The following is a 21,952-nucleotide window of genomic DNA, read 5'->3' as shown; positions in this document are numbered from 1 at the left end:
CGGCTAGAGCGGCGACCAGAAACGTTCGCATGCTTGGTGGGGGTGCACGAGGGGGCGGCCCTTGTGCCGGCCCCCTCGTACTGGTCGGAGCGGCTTGCCGCTTCGACCAGGGCAACAGGCGCGGCCGGCAGGCCGCACCAGCAGAGCCGAAGCCCCGGTAGGGGCGCAGGCGACAAACTCGACCAGCAACCGCAGGTTGCTGGTCGGAGCACTAGCCACCGCCACCCTGCGGGGGACCGACCTCGAGGACGATCCCGTTCACCTCGAGCACCTCGATACGATCGCCTGCGGCGATCCCGGCCGCCCGGTGCGAGCGAGCCCGCCACCGTCCACCGTCGATCAGGACATACCCCTCGGGATCGAAGCCGGTCTCGGCCACACCGAGGCGGCCGACGAGGTACTCCCGCCCGATGGTCCTCGTGGAGAACCGGGCGCGCATCACGGTCGTCAGCGCGAACACGTAGAACAGCCCGGCGCCCAGCACGGTGAGCGCGATCGCCCACCACCTCGGCGCGAACTGGGGCGCCGCCGTGGTGAGCGTCAGCCCTCCGTAGACGAGCAGCACCGTGCCGACGACGGATCGCCACCTGACTTGGTTGCGCTGGAAGTCGGCGGTCCAAGCCGCCATCCCGACGAGGACCGCAACCAGAGAGCCCCAATCGATCGGCAGGGTTGCGACCCCGTAGCCGGCGAGGACGAGGCACAGCGATGCGACCCCGGCAGTGATCCCCACGCCCGCCGCGTAGAACTCGAAGGCCACCGCCGCCAACCCGGTGACCAGGAAGAAGAACGTCGCCTCGGGCCGCGACGCCAGGCGGAACGTCCTGGTCAGGACGTCCGGCTTGATGAACCGGACCTGGACGGAGGGCTCGAGGACCACTGTGCCGTCCTCGAGGGTGCGCTCCTGCGCCGTCTCGACCACAACGCCGTCGAGCGTCTTCCCGTCCAGGCCGGCGATGAACTGACCGATGGTCGGGACGACACTGTCGAGCATCACGGTGCCGGCATCTGCGCTGGTGATGTCGACGGTCCCATCGATGGCGGCGATCGCTGCCAGTCGGTCGGGTCGAGCGGGATCGCCCCCGAGCAGGTCGTCTGCTCCCCTCGCAACGATCGGGCTGGGGTGTCCGATGCGGGCACCCTGGGCAGCTCCTGCGATGTCGGCGAAGGCGAGCAGCGCCGCCACTCCCCCATACGCCTCGGCGCCGGCCGGCCCGACCCACGCGGCGATGGGGGTCCGGGACGCCACGATCGCATCGATGAGGGACGACGGATCCCCGGATGCGATGCCCGGGTTGTCGATCTGAAGGACGACGACCTGGGCGTCAGGCGTCTCGACGGCTGCCGTGAGAAAGTCGAGTGCTCGTTGATCCAGCGGGCCTCTCACGTCCGCCACGATCACGGCTCCACTCGCCGGCTGCGCCCCGGAGCCTGCCGTCGAGAGCAGCAGCACAGACATCGAGGCGAGCGCGGAGAGCGTGAGAGCGCGGCGCATGGGCGGGATGCTAGGGGGGAGGTTGCGGCCCCGATCCTGACAACGCGTCGGTAACGCGCCGCCCCGGCGTGCGGCGCGCCGGTGGCGGCACACTATCCTCGCCGCGATGTCCACGATCCTCGTCGTCGCCGACGAGCCATGGGTGCGCAACGAGGTCCACGCCGCCCTCACGACACCCGACTTCGACCTCATCGACCACTCGAATCCTGCCACCGTGACCGCCGAGCTGGACGCCGATCCATATGACGCCGTAGTCGTCGACCTCCAGGTGGGATCGATGGGCGGGATGGCGATCACCCGCTCGATACGGCAACGAGCCGCCATCGACAACGAGAAGGCGACGCCGGTCGTCGTCCTGCTCGATCGGCAGGCCGACGCCTTCCTCGCCAAGCGAGCCGGAGCGGCCGCATGGGTCGTGAAGCCGTTCACCGCTCACTTGTTGAGCACGGCCGTCGAATCGGCCATCGCCGGCAACCTCGTGGGTCAGGCCGCCGAGTGACAGAGCGCGCCGGAGACCCTGCCAGTACGGGCTCCTCTCGGGGAGGCTCGTGAACACCGCCGACACGATCTACGTCCTCATCCTGGCGACGTGCGCTCTGGCGTCCGGTTTCTTCTCGGGGTCGGAGACGGCCTTGATCGGGATCGGCAAGGAGCGGGTCCACCAGCTCGCCGAGACCTCGAGGCGGGGACGCCGTGTCCAGCAACTCGTTTCCGACCCGGATCGACTGCTGAGCACGCTGTTGGTCGCCAACAACCTGGTGAACATCCTCGGCGCCGCCGTTGCGACCACCCTCTTCATCGACCTGCTCGGTCAGCGGTGGGGTCCCTGGCTGGCGACGCTCGTCGTCACCGCGGTGATCCTCGTCGTCGGCGAGATCACGCCCAAGACGCTGGCAGCCCGCTATCCCGAGGCGTTCTCGTTGGCCGTGGCGCCTTTGGTCTTCCAGCTCTCCAGGGTGCTCGCCCCGATCGCTCGACTCTTCACCTCGATCACGCGAATTCTGTTCCGCATGTTCCGAGTCCCGGCGCGCGTCGAGCTGAGCGCCGTCACGGAGGAGGACATCAGGGCCCTGGCAGCGCTCGGGCATGCCGGAGGAGAGATCGAGGAGGTCGAGCGGGAGATCATCGACGCCTTGTTCGGCCTCGCCGACCGACCGGTGAGGGAGGTGATGACGCCGCGGGTCGACATCGAGACCCTCGCCCTCCCCGTCACGGTCGAGGCTGTCCGGAAGGCTGTCGCCGAGACAGGCCACTCCCGGTATCCCGTGGCGGAACGAGAGCTCGACTCTCTACGCGGCGTCCTCTACGTCAAGGACGTCCTGCAGCTCGCCGACGACGCAACCCCCGCCGCGATCGAGCGGCTCATTCGCACGCCACATGCCGTCCCCGAGTCGGCTCCGATCCTGCAGGTTCTCCAGGACCTGCGACGACGGAGATTCGCCTTCGCGGTCGTCGTGGACGAGCACGGCGGCATCGAGGGCATCGTCACCATCAAGGATCTGGTGTCGGAGCTCGTCGGAGAGCTCCAGGACGAGTACGACCCCGGGATACCTTCGGTCGTGAAGATCGGCGCCGACCAATGGCTCGCAGACGGCAGGCTCCCCATCGAGGACCTCGAGGACGCGCTCGGGTGCAGGCTCCCCGAGGGCCCGTACACCACGGCGGGCGGGCTCATCATGTCGCTCGCCGGGCGCATCCCCGACGAGGGCGACTTCGTGGTCGCCGATGGCCACCGCTTCACGGTGCTTTCCATGGAGCGCAACAGGATCGACAGGATCAGGGTTGAGCCGGTCGCCTGACCGGCGGCATCGCTACAATGGCCGCCCCGATCGGGACGTGGCGCAGCTTGGTAGCGCGCATCGTTCGGGACGATGAGGTCGCCGGTTCAAATCCGGCCGTCCCGACCAGTCGAACGAGGGCCCGCGTCGGCGGGCCCTCTTCGCGTGGTGGAGCCGGCTTCAGGAGTCGTCACTGCGGCAGCGACTCGCCTCTGATGGCACGCCGCAAGCCCTCGAGCTCTGCAAGGAGGCGCTTCGCGAAGCTCCGCGACAGGATCGGCCCGAGGAGGACCGAGGCGATGCTGCTGGAGAGGCTGTCCGGCCCGGCCTCGATGATGTTCGTCACCTCGGTCTCGCCGTCGACCGTCGCCAGCTCCATCCGTCCCTCGAAAGCGAACTGCCCCTTCGCCGTGCGAATCGCCAGCAACGTCGGGGGCTGGAACTCGACGACCTCGAGCTCCATCTCGTAGGGTCGCCACCCCCTGATGTAGTCGAGCACGAAGTGGGCTCCCTCGGCCATCTCGGCGGAGACGAGCCGGGCCGACTTCACGCCCATCATCCAGCGCGGCATGTTCTCGATCGTCGTCACGAACCTGAAGACGTCGGCGATCGGAAGGTCGATCCTGATCGATGCGGTCGACTGCACGTCCGTTCACCCCATGTCGCGTACCGATAAGGTACAGCAACGGCCGCATTTTGGGCTCCCAGAAGCCCCATGCCCTACCTCAGCCGGACTCGAAGAGCGACTTCCGACGAGCTTCGCCCTCACCGGTCGCGCATCCCACACGGGAGACGAGGGAGAGTCCCGGTGGGGCCGCTACAACAGCTCTGCGATCTGAACGGCGTTGAGCGCGGCGCCCTTGCGGAGGTTGTCACCAACCGCCCACAGGCTGATCCCGCCCGCTTCGCCGAGGGTCGAGCGGACCCTGCCGACGAGCACGTCGTCGATGCCGACGCAGTCGAGCGGGGTCGGCACCTTGCCGTCGCCCCAGAGCTGGGCGCCGGGTGCCGCCGCCAGGATCCCCTTCGCCTCATCGAGGGTGATCGGGCGCTCGAAGGCCATCGTCGCCGCGATCCCGTGCCCGACCATCACGGGAACCCGGACGCAGGTCGGCTCGATGCTCACGTCGGGGGCCTCGAGGATCTTGCGGGTCTCGTTGACGAGCTTCCACTCCTCGTCGGTGTAACCCTGTTCGGTGAACGACCCGGCGTGCGGCAGGACGTTGAATCCGATCGGGCGGGAGTAGAGGTCGGAGCCCGGATCGGACCAGCCGCCCTGGGCGAGCAGCTCCGGGTCCTTGGCGAGCACCTCGATCTCGTCCGAGAGCACCGTCATGCCCGTATGCCCCGAGCCCGACACCGATTGGTACGACGTCGCCACGAGATGACTGAGGCCGGCAGCGCGATGCAGCGGTGCGGCGGCCATCATCAGCACCATCGTCGTGCAGTTGGGGTTGGCGACGATGCCGCCATGCCCAGCAACGGCATGGTCGTTCACCTGGGCAACGACGAGCGGCACCTCTTGCGCCATCCGGAACGCCGAGGAGTTGTCGACGACGACGGCTCCCGCGGCGGCGAAGCTCGGGGCGAACTCGCGAGACCGGACGGCCCCCGCCGAGAACAAGGCGACGTCGATTCCCGCCGGATCTGCCGCCGCGAGATCCTCGATGACGACGTCGCCCCACTTCGTGGGCACCATCCTGCCGGCCGACCTCGCCGACGCCATGAGACGTAGTTCCGAGACGGGGAAGTCCCGTTCCTCGAGGATCGACTGCATCGTCGTGCCGACGGCGCCGGTTGCGCCGACGATGGCGACTCGCTTGCTCATCACGACTCCTTCACAGGCGCCACCGGCGGGTCGAAGCCCTCATGGAGGCGCCGCACGGCTTCGTCGACGTCATGCTCGCGCACGACGCACGAAATGCGAATGGGCGAAGTCGAGATCATCTCGATGTTGATGCCGCTCTCGGAGAGGATCCGGAACATCCTGGCTGCGATGCCGAGCTCGCTCTTCATGCCGGCACCCACGAGGCTCACCTTCCCGATGGCGTTGTTCACGTCGATCCCCCCGACACCCACCCCTTCGAGCGCAGCTCCGGCGACCTCTCGTGCCCGGTCCGCGTGCGTCTTCGGGACCGTGAAGCTGATGTCGGTGACCCCGTCGATCGAGACGTTCTGCACGATCATGTCGACGTTCACCCCGGCGGCGGCGAGCGGTTCGAAGAGGGCGGCGGCGACGCCCGGCTTGTCCGGCACGCCGTGCACGGTGAGCTTCGCCTCCGACGTGTCATGGGCAACGCCCCGGATGATCGCCTCTTCCATCGTGTCCTCCTTGACCCAGGTTCCCTCACCGTCGTGGAAGGCCGACCGCACGTGGATCGGGATGTCGTAGCGCCGGCCGAACTCCACCGAACGCGCCATCAACACTGCTGCGCCGTTGCCGGCAAGCTCGAGCATCTCCTCGAACGACACCTCGTCGAGCTTCCTGGCATCGGGTACGACTCGAGGATCGGCCGTGTACACGCCGTCGACGTCGGTGTAGATCTCGCACATGTCGGCGGAGAGAGCGGCGGCGAGGGCGACGGCGGTTGCGTCCGAGCCGCCTCTCCCCAGCGTCGTGATCTCCTTGGCGACGGGGTCGACGCCCTGGAACCCGGCAACGATGACGACCTTGCCGGCTGCGAGGCCGTCGAGGACCCGTTCGGCTCTGATCTCGAGGATCTCCGCCTGGCCGTGCACCGATGTGGTGAGGATTCCCGCCTGAGAACCGGTGAGGCTCGTCGCCGGAACCCCCAGGTCGCCGAGGGCCATGGCGCACAGGGCCATCGAGATGCGCTCCCCTGCGGTGAGCAACATGTCCATCTCGCGTGGGTGGTGACGGGGGCTCACGTCCGCCGCCAGCGAAATCAGCTCGTCCGTCGTGTGGCCCATGGCGGACACGACGACCACCACCTCGTGGCCCGCCTCGTGGGTTTCGGCGACGCGCCGAGCGACAGCGCGGATGCGATCGGCGTCGGCGACCGACGTTCCGCCATACTTCTGAACGATTCTGGCCACGCTGCCGCCGAGTGTACCGGTGGGTCGGGCATCCACCCCTCACCCGGCCAGGGGTCGTACCGCCCGTCCCCTCCTACCATCCGCGCCCATGTCGAGGCTCGCCATGATCGCGGTGGCGCTCACCCTCCTGGCGGGTGGGTGTGGCGAAAGCGCCGCCCCGACGACCACCCGACCACCGCCGGACACGGTGCCGGAGATCCCCCTGATCCCGTCGGACTACGACGAGTTCCGCGCCAGGACGACGGCGTGCGGCGCCGAGGCACCTGCAGCAGTCGAGAGAATGACGTTCTCGTCGCCGGATGACATGGGCATACCGCTCGAGAGCCATCCAACGGCCACCATCGCGACGTCGTGCGGCGAGATCGTCGTCGAGCTCAATCCGTCGCTGGCACCCGCCACCGTCAACTCCTTCGTCTTCCTGGCGTCGCGTGGCTACTTCGACGGCACGGTGTCGCACCGCATCGTTCCCGGCTTCATCATGCAGGGCGGCGATCCGACGGCAACCGGGCTCGGAGGACCGGGGTACTCCATCCCCGACGAGTACCCATCTCCCGACTTCACGTACGAACGCGGCGTCGTCGCGATGGCGAATGCGGGTGCCGGCACCACGGGCTCCCAGTTCTTCATCATGCTCGACGACGCCGGGCTCACCCTGAGCTACAGCATCTTCGGCAAGGTGATCGCTGGCGAGGACGTCCTCGCCGTCATCGCCCAGATCCCGCTGGCGCCGAACGTTCAGGGCGAGACGAGCGTCCCCCTCGAGACCCTGTACATCGAGGCGGTGACGATCGACGGATCGTGACACGGGACGGGGCACGACATCGAAAAGCCATACCCGTCCGCTCTATCATCCGGCCCGATGGCAACCGACAAACGCGCCCGCCAGAGAGCGAATCGCGAGCTGAAGGCTGCAGAGGAGCTGAAGGCGGAGCGCCGCAGGCGGATCTTCACCACGGGCAAGAGGATCCTCATCTGGGCGGCCGCCTTCGCGCTGCTTGTCTGGGTCACCACGCTGATCTTCGGCGGCGGCTCCGACACCGAGAGCCTCCGCTTCGTGTCCGCCCTCTGAGGTGCCGGTCGACCTCCACCTGCACTCGACGTTCTCCGATGGAACCGATTCGCCGGCCGCGATCGTCGAGGCCGCCCGGCGCATCGGGCTCAGCGCCATCGCGCTCACCGATCACGACAACCTCGACGGCATCTCGGAAGGGCGCACCGCCGCCGAGGCAGCAGGGGTCAGGTTCGTCGCCGGCACCGAGCTGTCCGTCGTGTGGGACACAGGTGCGATGCACATGCTCGTGTACTTCCTCGAACCGGGACCGGGCCCGTTGCAGGACCGACTGGTGTGGCTCCAGCAAGCGAGGGCGAGCCGCAACGAGCAAATCGCCGACCGACTCGCCCAACTCGGCCTCGACGTGAGGTTCGCCGAGGTGGTCGAAGAGGCGGGCGGGCATGGGATCGGTCGGCCTCACTTCGCTGCCGTTCTCGTGCGCAAGGGCTACGCCGTCGACATGGCAGACGCCTTCGACCGTTACCTGGCCGCCGGCCGACCTGGATACATCTCGAGAGAGCGGCTCGACGCCCACGAGGCGATCAGCCTCGCTCGGGCATCGGGGGCGGCCCCCGTGATCGCCCACCCGCACACGCTCGGCGTGGCCGCCGAGGACTACCGATCGGCGTTCGTCGAGCTGGCCGAGGCGGGACTGGCGGGCATCGAGGCCTATTACCCCGAGTACCCGGGCGAGCTGCGCGCCCACTTGGCGGAGGTGTGCGCCCACCTCGGGATCGCGGCGACGGGGGGCTCCGACTACCACGGGACTTACAAGCCTGGGCTCGCCGTGGGAACCGGCTACGGCGACCTCGTCGTCCCGGACGACGCCTTGAATGATCTCGCTGCGGCTGTTGCAAGGTGAGCGCGTGGTGTTGAATGTCAAGGGTGGCTTCCCACCATCCGATACGACTGAGGTGAACAGCGTGGGCACCGAAGGCCGCTCCGCGGCACGCGCCCCGATCTCGTACATCGATGTTCGCAGTGCGTTCAACACGACGCGTGCCGTCGGCGGGCTCGTGGTCGTGATCCTGGGGCTCTTCAGCTTCTCGAGCGGCTGGCCGGGATCGCCGTACGTCATCGGCGCCGGCGTCATCGTGATGGTCGACGGCGTCATGGCGCGCTCCCGAGGCGTCTCGGCGCTCCCTCGGCTTGTGATCGACCTCGTCGTCGTCACCGCAGTCGGAATCATCCGCGGCCAATCCAACGCCATCGGGGCGGCTGCCGTGGCCTACCTCCTGACTGCCTCGATCCTGCTCCTGCCTCTCCGCAGAGCCGTCCTGATCAGCGTGCTGGGATTCGTCTTCGTGTCGCCGGTCGGTGAATGGGTGCCGGCCTTCGATCTTGCTCCACCCGACGAGTTGGCCGAGCTGGCGGACGGGTTGGCGTCGCTGGTGTTCCTCGGTTTGGCCACCCAGATGCTGTTCATCGCGGCCCGGGCGCTCCGCGTCGCCGCCAGGCGCAACCAGGAGGCCCTCGAGTCCGAGCGACGCGCTTCCCAGCTCAAGAACGAGTTCGTCTCGATGGTGAGCCACGAGTTGCGGACCCCGCTCACGTCGATCGGGGGGTTCGCCGAGACACTCCGCGAGTCATGGAGCGAGATCGACGCCGTGGAGATCGACGAGTTCCTGATGATCATGGGGCGGGAGGCGTCCCACCTCGGCGACCTCGTCGAAGACATCCTCGTCATCCCGCGGCTCGAGGCGGGTCAGCTGAGGCTCGAACCGACCGACCTGTCGGTCCGGTCGGTGGCGTATCAGACAGGCGAGATCGTGTTCCAGGGCTCGGACAAGGAATTCAGCGTGTCGATCCCGATCGACGTGACGGTCGTCGCCGACCACGTGCGGACGAAGCAGATCCTCCGCAACCTGCTCGAGAACGCCCGAAAGTATGGCGGCGACCAGATACTCGTCGAAGGCGAGCAGACCGGCGATCTGTTCCAGGTGGTCGTCGCGGACAACGGCCCGGGCGTTCCGGAAGGCGACAGGGAGCGGATCTTCGAGCACTTCGAGCAGCTCACGAAGGGCGACTCCCGCTCCGACCGCGGGTTCGGCCTCGGCCTCCCGATCGCTCGCAAGCTGGCGAGGGCGATGGGCGGCGACCTGTGGCACGAGTCCCGCTTTCCGACCGGGTCGAGATTCTGCTTCACGCTCCGGGTCGCCTCGCCGGCGGAGCGGGACCACGACGAGCCTGTTCGCCAGTCGAGCCCAGCCGTCGGCTGAGCATCAGGACTCGGACGAGCCGTCGATCCTGTCGAGCTCCGCCCAGGCCAGAGTGTCGTACGAGCTCGGCGGCACCGCGGCGGGCAGCTCGCGATTCTGGGAGGCGAGAACCCACGTTGGAGGGCGCGGCACCCGCGGCGGGGTTGCCCTCGCCCCGGCCTCCTCGTCGAGCAGCCTGGCGATGACCGCCGAGACGGCGGCGGCCTCGTCGGCGGTCGGACCGCCCAAGATCTGAACTGCGCCTCTCGTCATGGCAACTCCACCAGCTCGACGAGCGTCCCGGCCATCGTACGCGGGTGCACGAACGCGATCCGGGCGCCCCGCCCTCCGGTCCGAGGCTCTTCGTCCACGAGAACGGCCCCGGCCTCGGCGAGCGACCTGAGGGCGTCGTCGATGTCACTGACCGCAAATGCGAGATGGTGGAGCCCTTCGCCGCGTCTCTCGATGAATCGGCCGACCGGCGTCTCCGGCCCGAGCGGCTGGATGAGCTGCACGTAGGAGCCCCCGATCGGGATCATCGCCTCGATGACGCCCTGGCTCTCGACGACCTCCGTCGAGAGGGGTTCGACTCCGTAGAGCTGCATGTGACGCTCGACGGCCTCTTCGAGGTCTCGTACCGCGATGGCGACGTGGTCGATGTTGTACGGGAGCACTCCCGAAACGGTAGCTGGCGCGCCGCGTGCGTCGACCAAGGGCGACCGCGCCCACCGGTTCCGGCGCCCCCGCATCGCACATACGCGACAGGGGTACGCAAGAACGGAAGGGGCGGGGGGCCGGTAGCATTCGGTTGGACACGAGGAGTCACATGCCTGAGCCGGTCATCTGCTCGGTGGCACGAACGCCGATCGGTCGATTCAACGGAGTCTTCAGCCCGCTGGCGGCGGTCGAGCTCGGGGCGGCCGCCATCAGGGGTGCCCTCGAGCGTGCGGAACTCGATCCGGGTCAGGTCGACGAGGTGCTGTTCGGTCACGTCATCCAGGCAGGTCAGGGCCAGATCACCGCCCGCCAAGCGGCCGTGAGAGCGGGTGTGCCCATGACGGTGCCGGCGACGACGATCAACAAGGTGTGCCTCTCAGGCATGACGGCGGTCGCCGAGGCGGCCCGCCACGTCCAGCTCGGCGAGAGCCGATTCGTCGTCGCCGGCGGGATGGAGTCGATGACGAACGCCCCCTACGTCCTTCCCGGAGCGCGTCGAGGCCTCCGGATCGGGGACGCGACCCTCGTCGACAGCATGCAGCACGACGGCCTCTGGTGTGCGTTCGACAACTGCACCATGGGTGAGTCGTCCGACCTCAAGAACCAGGCCCTCGGCATCGGCCGGGCCGAGCAGGACTCATGGGCGGCGGCGAGTCACGCCAGGGCCCTCGCAGCGACCGAGTCGGGCGAGTTCGCCGCCGAGATCGTCCCGGTGGAAGTCCGGCAACGAAAGGGCGAGGCGCTCACCGTCACGGTCGACGAAGGGATCCGCCCGGGCACGACGGCGGAGTCCCTCGGCTCGCTGAGCCCCGCCTTCCGCCCGGGTGGCTCGATCACGGCCGGCAACGCGTCACAGATCTCGGACGGCGCGGCGGCCCTCCTCGTCGCCGACCGGGCAGCCGCCGACGCGGCGGGACTTCCGGTGATGGCCCGGATCCTCGGGTTCGGCCAGACGGCGGGACCGGACGCCACCCTCCACGAGCGCCCCGCACAGGCGCTGGAGATCGCTGCCAAGCGAGCCGGAGTCGAGTTGGGCGACCTCGCCCTCGTCGAGATCAACGAGGCCTTCGCAGCCGTGACCCTTTGGTCCGCCAAGCTGCTCGATCTCGACCCGGCGATCGTGAACGTGAACGGAGGGGCGGTAGCACTCGGACACCCGCTCGGAGCGACGGGGGCACGCATACTCGTGACCCTGGTGAACGCGCTGCGGCATCGCGGCGGCGGGATGGGCGGCGCCGCGCTGTGCGGTGGAGGCGGGCAGGGCGAGGCGATGATCGTGGAGGTCTCATGAGTGTCGAGCCGGACAGAAACCTCGCCCTCGAGCTGGTCCGGGTGACCGAGGCGGCCGCCATGGCGGCCGCCAGGTACCAGGGACGAGGCGACAAGGAGGCAGTCGACCAGGCCGCCGTCGACGCCATGCGTACCGTCCTCTCGACCGTCGAGATGGACGGCATCGTGGTCATCGGCGAGGGCGAGAAGGACGAGGCGCCGATGCTCTACAACGGCGAGCGGGTGGGAAACGGAAGCGAGCCGGAGGTCGACGTGGCAGTCGACCCGGTCGACGGCACACGCCTCACCGCACGAGGGATGCCGGGGGCTCTTGCGGTGATCGCTCTGGCAGAGCGTGGCTCGATGTACGCCCCCGGCAAGCTCGTGTACATGGACAAGATCGCCGTCGGCGAGACGGCGGCCGGGCAGGTCGACATCGAGGCCCCGGTCGCCCACAACCTCCAGCAGGTCGCCAAGGCGAAGGGCAAGTCGCTGTCAGACGTGACGGCGATCATCCTCGACCGGCCGCGCAACGAGGATTACGTGCGCCAGGTGCGAGAGTCGGGTGCCAGGATCGCCCTCATCGGTGACGGGGACATATCCGGCGTGATCTCCACCGCCAAGGAAGACAGCGGGGTCGACATCCTGTTCGGCATCGGTGGCTCGCCGGAAGCGGTCACCGCGGCGTGTGCCATGGCTTCACTGCGAGGTGAGATCCAGTGCAAGCTCTGGCCGCGCGACGACTCCGAGCGGCGTTATGCCGAAGACATGGGCCTCGACCTCGATCAGGTGCTGACGACACACAACCTGGTCGACTCCGACAACACGTTCTTCGCGGCCACGGGCGTGACCACCGGCGAGCTGCTCGACGGCGTCGAGTTCCTCGGAACCCAGATTCGGACCCATTCTCTGGTGATGCGGTCACGAACGGGAACGGTGAGGTTCGTCAACGCTCTCCATCGCGTCGAGTGGATCGATGCAGTCGGAGCCGTCGGCATCGAGTGACTTCCGCCGCGGCCTGACGTTCCGGCACGTTCCACAACATCACAGTCTCCACCCTGCTTCGAGCTCCTACCGCCTCCGACCTTCCGCCACGCCCATGAGAGTGGCGTCGTATGCGGGAGCCATCACCTTCCAGTCGAAGCGAGCCATCTCGGCCCGCAGGGCAGCACAGATGCCGGCGGCCTCCTTCGGATGCTCGATAACCCAGCGGACCAGTTCGACCATACCGGCCCCGTCCTCGTACAGGCACCGCAGGTGGTGGCGCTCGGGGATGCGCTCCGGGTAGACCAGCCGGTTCGGGAGCACGGGAAACGCCCCGGCGTAGACGGCCTCCGTGATGGCGACTCCGAAGAACTCCTGGCGCGCCGTCGAGACGACGACGTCGGCGCTGCGGAGCAGCTCCACGTAGCGCATCTCGTCGGCGTGGCCGAAGTGCACGAGTCGATCACTCAGCAGGGCAGGGAGCCTCTCGAACGCCGCCGGAGGCGACACGAACTGCTCGCCGCACACGGCGAGCTCGAAGTCGGCGCCCGAGGCGACCAGACCGACGGCGAAGTCGACGAGGTCGTCCGGGCCCTTGTCATGATCCCAGCGGTGGTTCCACAAGATCCTCGTCGTCCCGCCCGATCGAGAGCCAGGTGGGTCGATGCGGCCCAAGTCGACGCCGACCGGCAGTACCGAGCTCCTCGCCGCCACAGACTCGATGAGATGGGTGTGGGTGTGGTCCGGGAACCGTCGGGTGAAACCGACGACCGCCTCGAACCACGACTCCAGGTGATGATTCGAGTTGAAGATGACGGCGTCGGCGACGGTCATCGAGGCCCAGTTGATCATGGCGTACGTCTCGTCCTCGCGGTCGAGGGGCGACAGGGGGTACGTGAGTTGGTTCTCGTGCATGTACACGACGAATGCGCTCCCCGCCCGAGATGCGCCGAGGGCGCCCAGGAAGGCAGCGCCGTGGAGCGTCGACGTGCCGACGATGACGTCGAACGGACCGGCGCTCTCGACGAGCCGACGCGCCTCCTCGGCGAGGGTCACGAACGCTCCCTGCATCCGCCACTTCCAGAAGCGCGCCTCGTGGGCGACCACCTCGACGTCGTGCGTCGAGGCGTCCCGGTAGCCCTCGGCCCATGCCCTGTGCGAACCGCCCCAGTAGGGAACGGCGAGCAGAACCTTCACGAGACCTCCCTCGTCGGCTTGCACCGCTCCGGATCGACCGGCGCCACGGTTACCAGCGCGACGCGTCCCGGCGCCGGCTACAGCTCCTTGCGCCCCGTCAATGCCCGCCCCAGAGTGATCTCGTCGGCGTAGTCGAGATCTCCACCCACCGGGAGCCCGCTGGCGAGCCGGGACACGATCACGCCGAGCGGTTTGAGGAGTCGGGCGAGATAGAGCGCCGTCGTGTCTCCCTCGACGGTCGGATTGGTGGCCGCGATGACCTCCTTGACACCCTCCGAGTCGATCCGGGCGACCAGCTCCCTCACGTGGAGTTGGTCGGGGCCGATCCCCTCGATCGGCGAGATCGCCCCGCCGAGCACGTGGTAGCGGCCGTTGAACTCTTGGGTGCGCTCGAGAACGGGGATGTCCTGGGCTCGCTCGACGACGCACACCACGGCGGGATCTCGCCGCAGGTCGACACAGATCGAGCACTCCTCCTTCGCCGTCACGTTGAAGCACCTCGAACACAGCCTCACCTGGCGCCGCATCTCACCGATCGCGTCGGCGAGCCTGAAAGCGTCCGCTTCCTCCACATTGAGGATGTGGAAGGCAAGACGCTGCGCGCTCTTTTGGCCGATACCCGGCAGCCGTGCCAACTCGTCGATCAGGCGCTGGACCGGCGGCTCGAACATCAGCCGAGCAGACCGCCGAGATCGAGGCCGCCCGTCATGCCGCCAACCGCCTCACCGGCCTCGGCGGCTGCGGCGGAGAGGGCTTGGTTGACCGCGGCGACGACGAGATCGCCCGCCATCTCAGGGTCGTCCGGATCGAGCACGGATGGGTCGAAGTCGACAGATACGAGCTGGCCGGAGCCCTTCACGACCGCCTTGACCACGCCCCCGCCCGAGGACCCCTCGTAGGTCTTGTCGTAGAGCTCCCGCTGGGCGGCCTGGAGTTGCGCCTGCATCCGCTGCGCCTGCTCCATGAGCTGGCGCATGTCCTTTGGCATGCGTGACATGGGCTCAGCGTAGCGACAGGGGGTGACACCAATGCCTCCCCGGCCGGCCCCTCATATTCGAGCCTGACCGGCCCACCACTCCGTCACTCGCTGACGATCTCGCCACCGAGCAGGTCGGCGAGAAGCTCGGTCGGGTCATCGCCCTTGCCCTCTTCGAGCAGGTCGTCTCGATCGGGGGCGCGCTCCGGCTCGGCAACGGGCATGAGCTTTCGATCATCGTGCGGCGCAGGCACGAACTCCAGAGTGATGGCGCCGCCGAGCACATCGATCGCGACCGACGACACCACCTCGTGCAGGCCGCGGTCCTCCCGGAGCTGCTCCAGATGGAACGGGAGGTGGGTGGGAACGTGGAACGTGACCGTGCCGGCTTCGACGCCGGCGGGGACGGCCTCCTTCAACCATGCGTGCCGCGACGGTCCGGCCACCTCACGAACGCGGGCGACGATCGCCGGCCACGACGCGCCGAGCGTGCCCAGGTCGAGGTCGACGAGCGTATCGGCGTCCCCCGATGCGGCACCCGGCGGCCCGTCGTCGCCGTCATGGCCGGCAACGACGACAGGCTCGGGCGTCTCGAATGGGGCATCGGCCGCCACGGACTCAGGCTCGACCGCCTGCTCGTGCCCTCGAGGGGCGACGTTTGGTCCACTCACCACCTGGCCTGCCAGCTCCCGGACTCTCGCCTCGAGGCGCCCGAGCCGCGTCTGGAGCGACTCGACGTCGACGGCGGTCTCGGGCCGAGTCAGCCGCAACATCGCCAACTCGATGACCAGCCGCTCCTCCCTGCCCTGGCGAACGTGGAGGAGCGCCTCGGACAGTTGGTCGACGGCCCGCAGAACGTCCGACACCTGCAGCTCGGTGGCGAAGGCGCGCCACAGCGCCAGCGTGTCCGGCGACTCGTCGGCGATCTCCTCCAGGTTGGGCGAATACTGGGCGAGGAACACGCCCCTGAAGAACCCGACGGACTCGGATACGAAGCGGCGCAGGTCGGCACCCTGCGAGGCGAGCTTGGCGACCAGGCCGAGCGCAGCCGGGGCGTCCTGGTCGCGAATCGCCGACGCCAGAGTCGAGAAGGCGTCCTTGTCGGCCAGCCCGAGCGCTCGTGACACCATCGCCGCCGCAACCTTGCCCTCGCCGAGGGCGGCCACCTGCTCCAGGAGGCTGAGGGCGTCCCGCATCGAGCCGGCTGCGTGATTGGCGACGAGGGTCATCGCCTCTGCGTCGACGTTGAAGCCTTCCCGGGCGCTGACGTCGTCGAGGTGGTCGACGAGCACCTCGAACGGCATCGGGTGGAAGTCGAACCGCTGGCTGCGGGAGCGGATCGTGTCGAGCAACTTGTATGGCTCGGTGGTGGCCAGAACGAAGACGACGTGTTCCGGCGGCTCCTCGAGGGTCTTGAGGAGAGCGTTGCCCGCCGCTCGCGACAACATGTGCGCCTCGTCGAGGATGTAGACCCGGCGCGCCCCGCCTGCTGCGGCGACGGTCGAGACGTTCACCCTTATCTCACGGATGTCCTCGACCTTGTTGTGGGATGCCGCATCGAGCTCGATCACGTCGAGCGACGTGCCCTCGGCGATGCCGACACACGACGGGCACTCGGTGCACGGCTCACCATCTGCACCCCGGTTCGTGCAGTTGAGCGATTTGGCGAGAAGCCGGGCGGTCGTCGTCTTACCCGTGCCGCGCGGCCCGGCGAAAAGGTAGGCGTGGGCCACCTTGCCCTCGACGACCTCTCGAAGCAAGGTCGCCGTCACGTGATCCTGGCCGACGACCTCACCGAATCGCTGCGGGCGGTATCGGCGATAGAGCGCTTGGTAGTCCATCGGTCGTTCATCGTACTCTCGGGCAGTGACGCGCCCGCAGAGAGGACGCCACCGAGCGAGCCCCAGCTGTCCTCTCGCCTGCGACCCCCGGCGAGCTCCTCGAGAGCCGGTCACGCATCGCCCGAAACCACTAGTGGTCTGTCGTCCAATTGGTGACCTCGGCTCTGGACCGCCGGGTGGCCGACGCCGCAAACCGGGGACGGCCACACAAACGCTGTCTCCCGCTCCGCGGGGGACCGGCGAGCGGTCGCCCTGCGACCCGAGCCGAGGGGGCACCTGGTCGCCACACACTGCCGGACCCCCTCGACTCGGCCTGCGGCGCTCGTCGATCCCCCGGAAACCGGGGGATTGCGTAGAGGCCTGCGAACCGTACGGACGGCCACACACACGCTGTCTCCCGCTCGGCGGGGGACCGGCGAGCGGTCGCCCTGCGACCCGAGCCGAGGGGGCACCTGGCCGCCACACACTGCCGGGCCCCCTCGACTCGGCTTGCGGCGCTCGTCGATCCCCCGGAAACCGGGGGATGAGCGTAAGAAACCGAACCGAGGGACACCCGCCAACCGCACGGACGGCCATCCACGCTGTCTCCCGCTCGGCGGGGGACCGGCGAGCGGTCGCCCTGCGACCCGAGCCGAGGGGGCCGCTTGGCAGACCGGACCGCAGGGCCCCCTCGACTCGGCCTCCGGCGCTCGTCGATCCCCCGGAAACCGGGGGATTGCGTAGAAGCCTGCGAACCGTAGGACCGCCACACACACGCTGTCTCCCGCTCCGCGGCGGAGGGGCGAGCAGTCGCCCTGCGACCCGAGCCGAGGGGGCCGCTTGGCAGACCGGACCTCCGCGTGGCCGACGCCGCAAACCGGGACAACCGCGGCGCGTGGTCATGAATCCCGCGACAGACCGCTAGGTTCACCCACCGATGAGGCTGGGCATCGACCTCGACGGAGTCGTGGCCGACTTCAACTCGGGCTGGATGAAGCTCTACAACGCCGAGTTCTCGGCAGCGCTGGAGGCTCACCAGGTGATCGAGTGGGACGGCCTGTACTCGCTCACCCATTTCGGGTCCACGGGCGATTTCTGGACGTGGGCTCGGGGAACGGATCGGCCGTCGATCTTCCGGAACCTCGACACCTTCCCCGGCGCACTCGAGACGCTCGAGTCGCTCAGCCTCGACCACCAGATCGTCATCATCACCACCAAGCCTCGCTGGGCGATCCCGGACACGTTCGCCTGGATCGGCGACAAACGCATCCCGACGCGCGAAGTCCACATCACTCGGCGCAAATGGGAGGTGGAGTGCCACGTCTACCTCGAGGACTCCCCTGCTCACCTCCCGGCGATCGTCGCCAGGCGGCCCGAGGCGACGGTCTGCCGATTCGTTCGATCGTGGAACGATCCCGTGCCCGGCGCGCACGACATCTTGGACTGGCAAGACTTCGCCAACTTCGTCGCCGAGCTGCAGGAGAGTCCGTGAAAGTGCACCGAGATCGAAAGGCGCGTTACGCTGCGACCTGCGGCGCGCCTGGCAACAGAGGCGCGGCATTCGAAATGAGGAGAACATGAGATACCGGAAGCAGGCAGCCGGCCTCGCCGTATTCGCGCTCATCGTCGTCGCCTGCGGCGATGGCGGCACGACGACTACGACGGCACCGCCCGCCGACACGACCACGGTGGCGCCGACAACGACGATGGCGCCGACAACGACGGCGGCCGCCGCGGTCGGGACCGCAGACAACCCCGTCAAGGTGATCTTTGTCCCATCCGTCGAAGGCGACGTGATCGTCGCCGGCGGCGAGGTGATGAGGCAGGCTCTCGAGGAGGCCACCGGCCTGTCGTACGAGGTGGTCGTGCCGACGTCGTATGCGGCGGCGCTCGCAGAGATGTGTGCATCGCCCGAGAACACGATGGGATTCATCCCCGGGCTCGGGTACGTGCTCGCCGCCAACGAGTGCGGGGTCAACGTGGCGTTCAAAGCCATCCGATTCGGTTTCGCCGAGTACTGGGCCCAGATCCTCGTCCCGCGTGAAAGCGAGATCACGAGCGTCGACCAGCTCGAAGGCCTGTCCTGGGCGTACCCGGACTCCGGGTCGACATCAGGCTTCATGGTCCCGACGTTCATGTTCGACCAGGCGGGCGTCACCCCGGGCGAGCCGGTCGAGTCCGGCGGTCATCCGCAAGCCGCCCTCGCCGTCTACCGCGGTGAGGCCGACTTCGCGACCACGTTCTTCAGCCCGCCGCTGCTGCCGGAAGGCAGCTGGGAAGTCGGCGATCCTGCCGACATCCCGGATGACATCGTCGACACCTGCGCACCCAGCGAGGACGGCGATCAGCTGCTGTGTGGTGAGGGTGGCGAGTACCGGGTTCTCGACGCCAGGGCGTCGGCACGCGCCGATGCGCCCGACATCATCCAGGCGTTGCGGATCCTCGAGATCTCGCCCCCGATCCCGAACGACACGCTCTCGTTCGGACCGGAGTTCCCGGCGGACGTGAGGGCGCAGATCGAGGAGGCGCTCCTCGCCTTCGCGGCCGAGTGCGACACGAACGAGAACTGTGCCTGGAACGACTCGATCGGCAACCAGGACTTCTACGGCTGGACGAGCATCGCTCCAGCCACGGACTCCGAGTACGACGACTTGCGCCGCATCGTCGAGCTCGTCGGCTTCACGCCACCCGACTGAGCAGCAGACGCATTGGTACGGCGGAAGGGGCAGCGAGCGATCCCTGCCCCTTCCTCGTCTCGTGTCACCGAGCAGCGAGACCGCATGTCGGGTGACCGCTACTCGACCACCGGGCGGGACTTCTGGGATACTCCGGCACCATGCTGAAGGTCGAGCACCTCACCAAGGTCTACGGCAACGGAACGCTCGCCCTCGAAGATGTCAGCTTCGAGGTGCCCGACGGGCAGTTCCTCGCCATCATCGGGTTGAGCGGTTCGGGCAAGTCGACTCTGCTGCGCTGCATCAACAGGCTCATCGAGCCGACAGAAGGTCGCATCACCTGGAACGGCGAGGACATCACGGCCGCCACCCAGGAAGAGATGCGTTGGATCAGGCGGCGCATCGGCATGGTGTTCCAGCACTTCAATCTCGTGCACCGATCCAAAGTCATCACGAACGTGCTCCAGGGCAGTCTCGGCTACGTCAACCCCGCCCTCAGCATCATCAACCGCTTCCCCGGCGACCAGGTGCAGCGAGCCCTCGAGCAGCTCGACCGGGTGGGGCTCAGGGACAAGGCGAGAGCACGAGCAGACTCCTTGTCCGGCGGGCAGCAGCAGCGAGTCGGTGTTGCTCGCGCCCTCATGCAGAGCCCGGAGATGATCTTGGCGGACGAGCCGGTCGCCAGCCTCGACCCGGTCCTGGCCCACAGCATCATGCACTACCTGGAGGAGATCAACGCAGACTCGGGAGTGACGGTGCTCTGCAGCCTGCACTTCCTCGACCTCGTGCACCGCTACGCAGACAGGGCGATCGCGCTCAGTGCAGGTCGGCTCGTGTTCGAGGGAGCCCCGGCGGAGATCGACGACGCCCGATTCAAGGACATATACGGCCAGGAGGCCGAGCGCGTTGGCTGAGAGGACTCCCGATCCGACGAGATCGCCACGCTCGCTCCGGCGGACGATCTTCGTCTGGCTGGCGGTCATCGCGACACTCCTCGTCTACGCCTTCGGCTTCGAGACGACCAAGGTGAGCCTCGAGGAGATCAGCTCCGAGACCCGCCAAGAGAACCTCGTGAACGTCTTGCGCGACTTGGCGCGTCCCGAGTTGATCACGTACGAGCGGGTCCCGACGAACACCGATGCCACGTTCTACATGCCCTGCCCTTCGGGGGGATTCACCCCCGAGCAGCCCGGCGCCGGCTCGCGGCACGTCACCGTCGAGCCGCCGTGCGTCGAACCGGGCGGCACGATCACGATCACAGGCCGCAACCTCGCCTCGAACGCCAGGGGAACCCTGGCGCTCGTACCCCCTTCCGGCGACCTCGAGCTGAGGCTCGGCACGTTCCTGGCGGACGCCAACGGAGACTTCGAGCTGACGGTCGACACGCGGGAGCGGCCCGAGGAGGGACCGCAGATCATCAGGGCGGTCACGAGCGAGAACGTGGGCTCGCTGTTCAATCGTGAGCAGGTGTGGCAGGACGACAACGAGAACGCGGTCCAGGATCCGGTGACGATGCCCGACTCCGGGCGTTTCACCGTCGACCTGTCCATCTCGACCCCCGCAACTCCCGGGATCGCCCTCGTCGACCCAGGCCGGGACGTCGCCCAGTTCCTGACCTTCGGCGAGCCCTTCCAAGCAACGTCGGGCATCGCCCAGGGCGACACGGCGGTCCCGCTCGCAGAGGACGCCACGACGGGGCTGCGGGTCACCGTGCTCGGCGACGATCAAGTCACGCTCGAGGGCGACCCCGGCACCGACCTCTCCGGCTGGTCGATCGCCTTCTACGACGCCACCACAGGGATCGCAGCAAACAGCGTTGCCGTCACGGACTCACTCGTCATGTCGCCGCGCATCAGTCAGGCGGCCTCCGACACGTTCGATCGCATCGTCGAAACCGTCTTCCTGGCGCTACTGGCAACCACGGCCGGCATCTTCCTCGCAGTGCCTCTCAGCTTCCTGGCGGCCCGCAATCTGATGCGCGACGTGAGCACGACCGTCATCCGGCTCGCCCTGCAGATACTGGCGCTCCCCATCGGCGTGGCCCTCGGCATCGTCGCCGCCGGATGGGCCAGCTCGCTCTCCGAGCTCCTGACCGACAACGTCATCCTGGTGTTGCTCGGCCTGCTCGTGATCCCTGCCGGGATCATCGCCGTCACCCGCTGGGCGCTGCCGACCATCGAAGAGGCTCCACCGACGCCAACCGAGCGGGCGGCTCGCCTGGTGGGACTGGCAGCCGCGGGCGTCGGCGCCATCGTCGTGCTGTTCTTGGTGGCGGACCTGCTCGGTTCCGTCGGCAACTGGCTGGCAGAGCGACTCGGCTCACTCGACTTCGTCGGGAGCTTCTTCGCCAAGCTCGGAGAGATCCTCGAGGCGATCATCACCGTCCTGGCAGCTCTGGCGACGGCCGGGTTGCTCATGAACCTGGCCGGCCGTCTCGGGACATCGATTCGCAAGCGAGCCGCCCTCGCCACCGTCATGGGCGTCGGCATACCGCTGTCGGCGCTAGCAGGAGGCGTCCTGGCGGTGCTCGTCGCACAAGGGTTCGCATGGCTGTACGAGATCACCGACCCCTCCAGGACGCTGTGGATCCCGTTCGGGGTCGGCGCCGTCATGGGGATCGCATTGGCGGTCCGCTCCTACCGCACGGGCGGCACCGTCGGGATCGGACTCTCCATCTACTACATCGCTCGCACCATCTTCAACGGGATCCGGTCGATCGAGCCGCTCATCATGGT

General features: G+C 68.1%; 22 protein-coding genes and 1 tRNA gene. 13 read left to right on the top strand and 10 right to left on the bottom strand.

The window, feature by feature from the left end:
* Nucleotides 1–211: 211 nt before the first annotated feature.
* Nucleotides 212–1,495 (bottom strand): NfeD family protein, encoded by a 1,284-nt coding sequence (locus VGC47_03375; protein ID HEX9854333.1) that lies wholly within the window; start codon nucleotides 1,493–1,495, stop codon nucleotides 212–214.
* Between the two features lie 106 nt (nucleotides 1,496–1,601).
* On the opposite strand from VGC47_03375, the gene VGC47_03370 reads away from it, so the two are divergent.
* The 3 genes from VGC47_03370 (at nucleotide 1,602) to VGC47_03360 (ending at nucleotide 3,402) form a co-directional block, all read left to right on the top strand.
* Entirely contained in the window at nucleotides 1,602–1,994 is a 393-nt protein-coding gene (locus VGC47_03370) for a response regulator (protein ID HEX9854332.1), read from the top strand.
* Between the two features lie 49 nt (nucleotides 1,995–2,043).
* Complete coding sequence (locus VGC47_03365; protein HEX9854331.1) at nucleotides 2,044–3,294, top strand: hemolysin family protein; 1,251 nt, start codon at nucleotides 2,044–2,046, stop codon at nucleotides 3,292–3,294.
* 31 nt (nucleotides 3,295–3,325) lie between these two features.
* Nucleotides 3,326–3,402, top strand: a tRNA-Pro gene (locus tag VGC47_03360).
* A 61-nt stretch (nucleotides 3,403–3,463) separates the two neighbouring features.
* On the opposite strand, the gene VGC47_03355 is transcribed toward VGC47_03360, so the two are convergent.
* From VGC47_03355 to VGC47_03345, 3 genes are all read right to left on the bottom strand, one after another.
* On the bottom strand, nucleotides 3,464–3,919 hold the full coding sequence (locus VGC47_03355) for an SRPBCC family protein (protein HEX9854330.1): 456 nt from the start codon (nucleotides 3,917–3,919) through the stop codon (nucleotides 3,464–3,466).
* 171 nt (nucleotides 3,920–4,090) lie between these two features.
* Nucleotides 4,091–5,101, bottom strand: a complete 1,011-nt coding sequence (locus VGC47_03350) for an aspartate-semialdehyde dehydrogenase (protein ID HEX9854329.1) — start codon at nucleotides 5,099–5,101, stop codon at nucleotides 4,091–4,093.
* Entirely contained in the window at nucleotides 5,101–6,330 is a 1,230-nt protein-coding gene (locus VGC47_03345) for an aspartate kinase (GenBank protein ID HEX9854328.1), read from the bottom strand. The genes VGC47_03350 and VGC47_03345 overlap by 1 nt, the downstream gene beginning before the upstream one ends.
* Before the next feature lie 88 nt (nucleotides 6,331–6,418).
* On the opposite strand from VGC47_03345, the gene VGC47_03340 reads away from it, so the two are divergent.
* The 4 genes from VGC47_03340 to VGC47_03325 all read left to right on the top strand — a co-directional run bounded on the left by VGC47_03340 (nucleotide 6,419) and on the right by VGC47_03325 (nucleotide 9,600).
* Nucleotides 6,419–7,132, top strand: coding sequence for a peptidylprolyl isomerase (locus VGC47_03340; GenBank protein ID HEX9854327.1), 714 nt, complete (start codon nucleotides 6,419–6,421; stop codon nucleotides 7,130–7,132).
* 57 nt (nucleotides 7,133–7,189) lie between these two features.
* Entirely contained in the window at nucleotides 7,190–7,399 is a 210-nt protein-coding gene (locus VGC47_03335; protein HEX9854326.1) for a hypothetical protein, read from the top strand.
* Nucleotide 7,400: 1 nt separating this feature from the next.
* Nucleotides 7,401–8,243 (top strand): PHP domain-containing protein, encoded by an 843-nt coding sequence (locus tag VGC47_03330; GenBank protein ID HEX9854325.1) that lies wholly within the window; start codon nucleotides 7,401–7,403, stop codon nucleotides 8,241–8,243.
* A 61-nt stretch (nucleotides 8,244–8,304) separates the two neighbouring features.
* Nucleotides 8,305–9,600: a HAMP domain-containing sensor histidine kinase gene (locus VGC47_03325; GenBank protein ID HEX9854324.1), complete on the top strand. Its 1,296-nt coding sequence runs from the start codon at nucleotides 8,305–8,307 to the stop codon at nucleotides 9,598–9,600.
* A gap of 3 nt (nucleotides 9,601–9,603) precedes the next feature.
* Here the strand turns inward: VGC47_03325 and VGC47_03320 are convergent, their stop codons facing one another.
* Both VGC47_03320 and mce read right to left on the bottom strand, forming a co-directional pair.
* Nucleotides 9,604–9,852, bottom strand: coding sequence for a hypothetical protein (locus VGC47_03320; GenBank protein ID HEX9854323.1), 249 nt, complete (start codon nucleotides 9,850–9,852; stop codon nucleotides 9,604–9,606).
* Nucleotides 9,849–10,253 (bottom strand): methylmalonyl-CoA epimerase, encoded by a 405-nt coding sequence (gene mce / locus VGC47_03315; GenBank protein HEX9854322.1) that lies wholly within the window; start codon nucleotides 10,251–10,253, stop codon nucleotides 9,849–9,851. Before mce ends, VGC47_03320 begins: the two co-directional genes overlap by 4 nt.
* Before the next feature lie 152 nt (nucleotides 10,254–10,405).
* On the opposite strand from mce, the gene VGC47_03310 reads away from it, so the two are divergent.
* Nucleotides 10,406–11,587 (top strand): acetyl-CoA C-acyltransferase, encoded by a 1,182-nt coding sequence (locus tag VGC47_03310; protein HEX9854321.1) that lies wholly within the window; start codon nucleotides 10,406–10,408, stop codon nucleotides 11,585–11,587.
* Nucleotides 11,584–12,570, top strand: coding sequence for a class II fructose-bisphosphatase (gene glpX, locus VGC47_03305; protein HEX9854320.1), 987 nt, complete (start codon nucleotides 11,584–11,586; stop codon nucleotides 12,568–12,570). Before VGC47_03310 ends, glpX begins: the two co-directional genes overlap by 4 nt.
* A gap of 66 nt (nucleotides 12,571–12,636) precedes the next feature.
* On the opposite strand, the gene VGC47_03300 is transcribed toward glpX, so the two are convergent.
* The 4 genes from VGC47_03300 to dnaX form a co-directional block, all read right to left on the bottom strand.
* Nucleotides 12,637–13,746, bottom strand: a complete 1,110-nt coding sequence (locus VGC47_03300; protein ID HEX9854319.1) for a DUF3524 domain-containing protein — start codon at nucleotides 13,744–13,746, stop codon at nucleotides 12,637–12,639.
* A gap of 77 nt (nucleotides 13,747–13,823) precedes the next feature.
* A complete protein-coding gene (gene recR, locus VGC47_03295) occupies nucleotides 13,824–14,417 on the bottom strand; it encodes a recombination mediator RecR (GenBank protein ID HEX9854318.1) in 594 nt (197 codons plus the stop codon).
* On the bottom strand, nucleotides 14,417–14,743 hold the full coding sequence (locus VGC47_03290; GenBank protein ID HEX9854317.1) for a YbaB/EbfC family nucleoid-associated protein: 327 nt from the start codon (nucleotides 14,741–14,743) through the stop codon (nucleotides 14,417–14,419). The genes recR and VGC47_03290 overlap by 1 nt, the downstream gene beginning before the upstream one ends.
* Nucleotides 14,744–14,826: 83 nt before the next feature.
* Nucleotides 14,827–16,563, bottom strand: coding sequence for a DNA polymerase III subunit gamma/tau (dnaX, locus tag VGC47_03285; protein ID HEX9854316.1), 1,737 nt, complete (start codon nucleotides 16,561–16,563; stop codon nucleotides 14,827–14,829).
* A gap of 916 nt (nucleotides 16,564–17,479) precedes the next feature.
* Here dnaX and VGC47_03280 point away from each other — a divergent pair.
* From VGC47_03280 to VGC47_03265, 4 genes are all read left to right on the top strand, one after another.
* Nucleotides 17,480–18,034: a hypothetical protein gene (locus tag VGC47_03280; protein HEX9854315.1), complete on the top strand. Its 555-nt coding sequence runs from the start codon at nucleotides 17,480–17,482 to the stop codon at nucleotides 18,032–18,034.
* A gap of 85 nt (nucleotides 18,035–18,119) precedes the next feature.
* Nucleotides 18,120–19,238, top strand: a complete 1,119-nt coding sequence (gene phnD, locus VGC47_03275; GenBank protein ID HEX9854314.1) for a phosphate/phosphite/phosphonate ABC transporter substrate-binding protein — start codon at nucleotides 18,120–18,122, stop codon at nucleotides 19,236–19,238.
* Nucleotides 19,239–19,378: 140 nt separating this feature from the next.
* Nucleotides 19,379–20,131 (top strand): phosphonate ABC transporter ATP-binding protein, encoded by a 753-nt coding sequence (gene phnC / locus VGC47_03270; GenBank protein ID HEX9854313.1) that lies wholly within the window; start codon nucleotides 19,379–19,381, stop codon nucleotides 20,129–20,131.
* A partial coding sequence (locus VGC47_03265; GenBank protein ID HEX9854312.1) for a hypothetical protein occupies nucleotides 20,124–21,952 on the top strand: 1,829 nt, incomplete at its 3' end. The genes phnC and VGC47_03265, both read left to right, overlap by 8 nt.

It is taken from the genome of Acidimicrobiia bacterium, assembly GCA_036396535.1.
In the GTDB taxonomy this organism is placed as follows: domain Bacteria; phylum Actinomycetota; class Acidimicrobiia; order Spongiisociales; family UBA5794; genus DASWKR01.
This window is presented reverse-complemented; position numbering and strand designations above follow the sequence as displayed.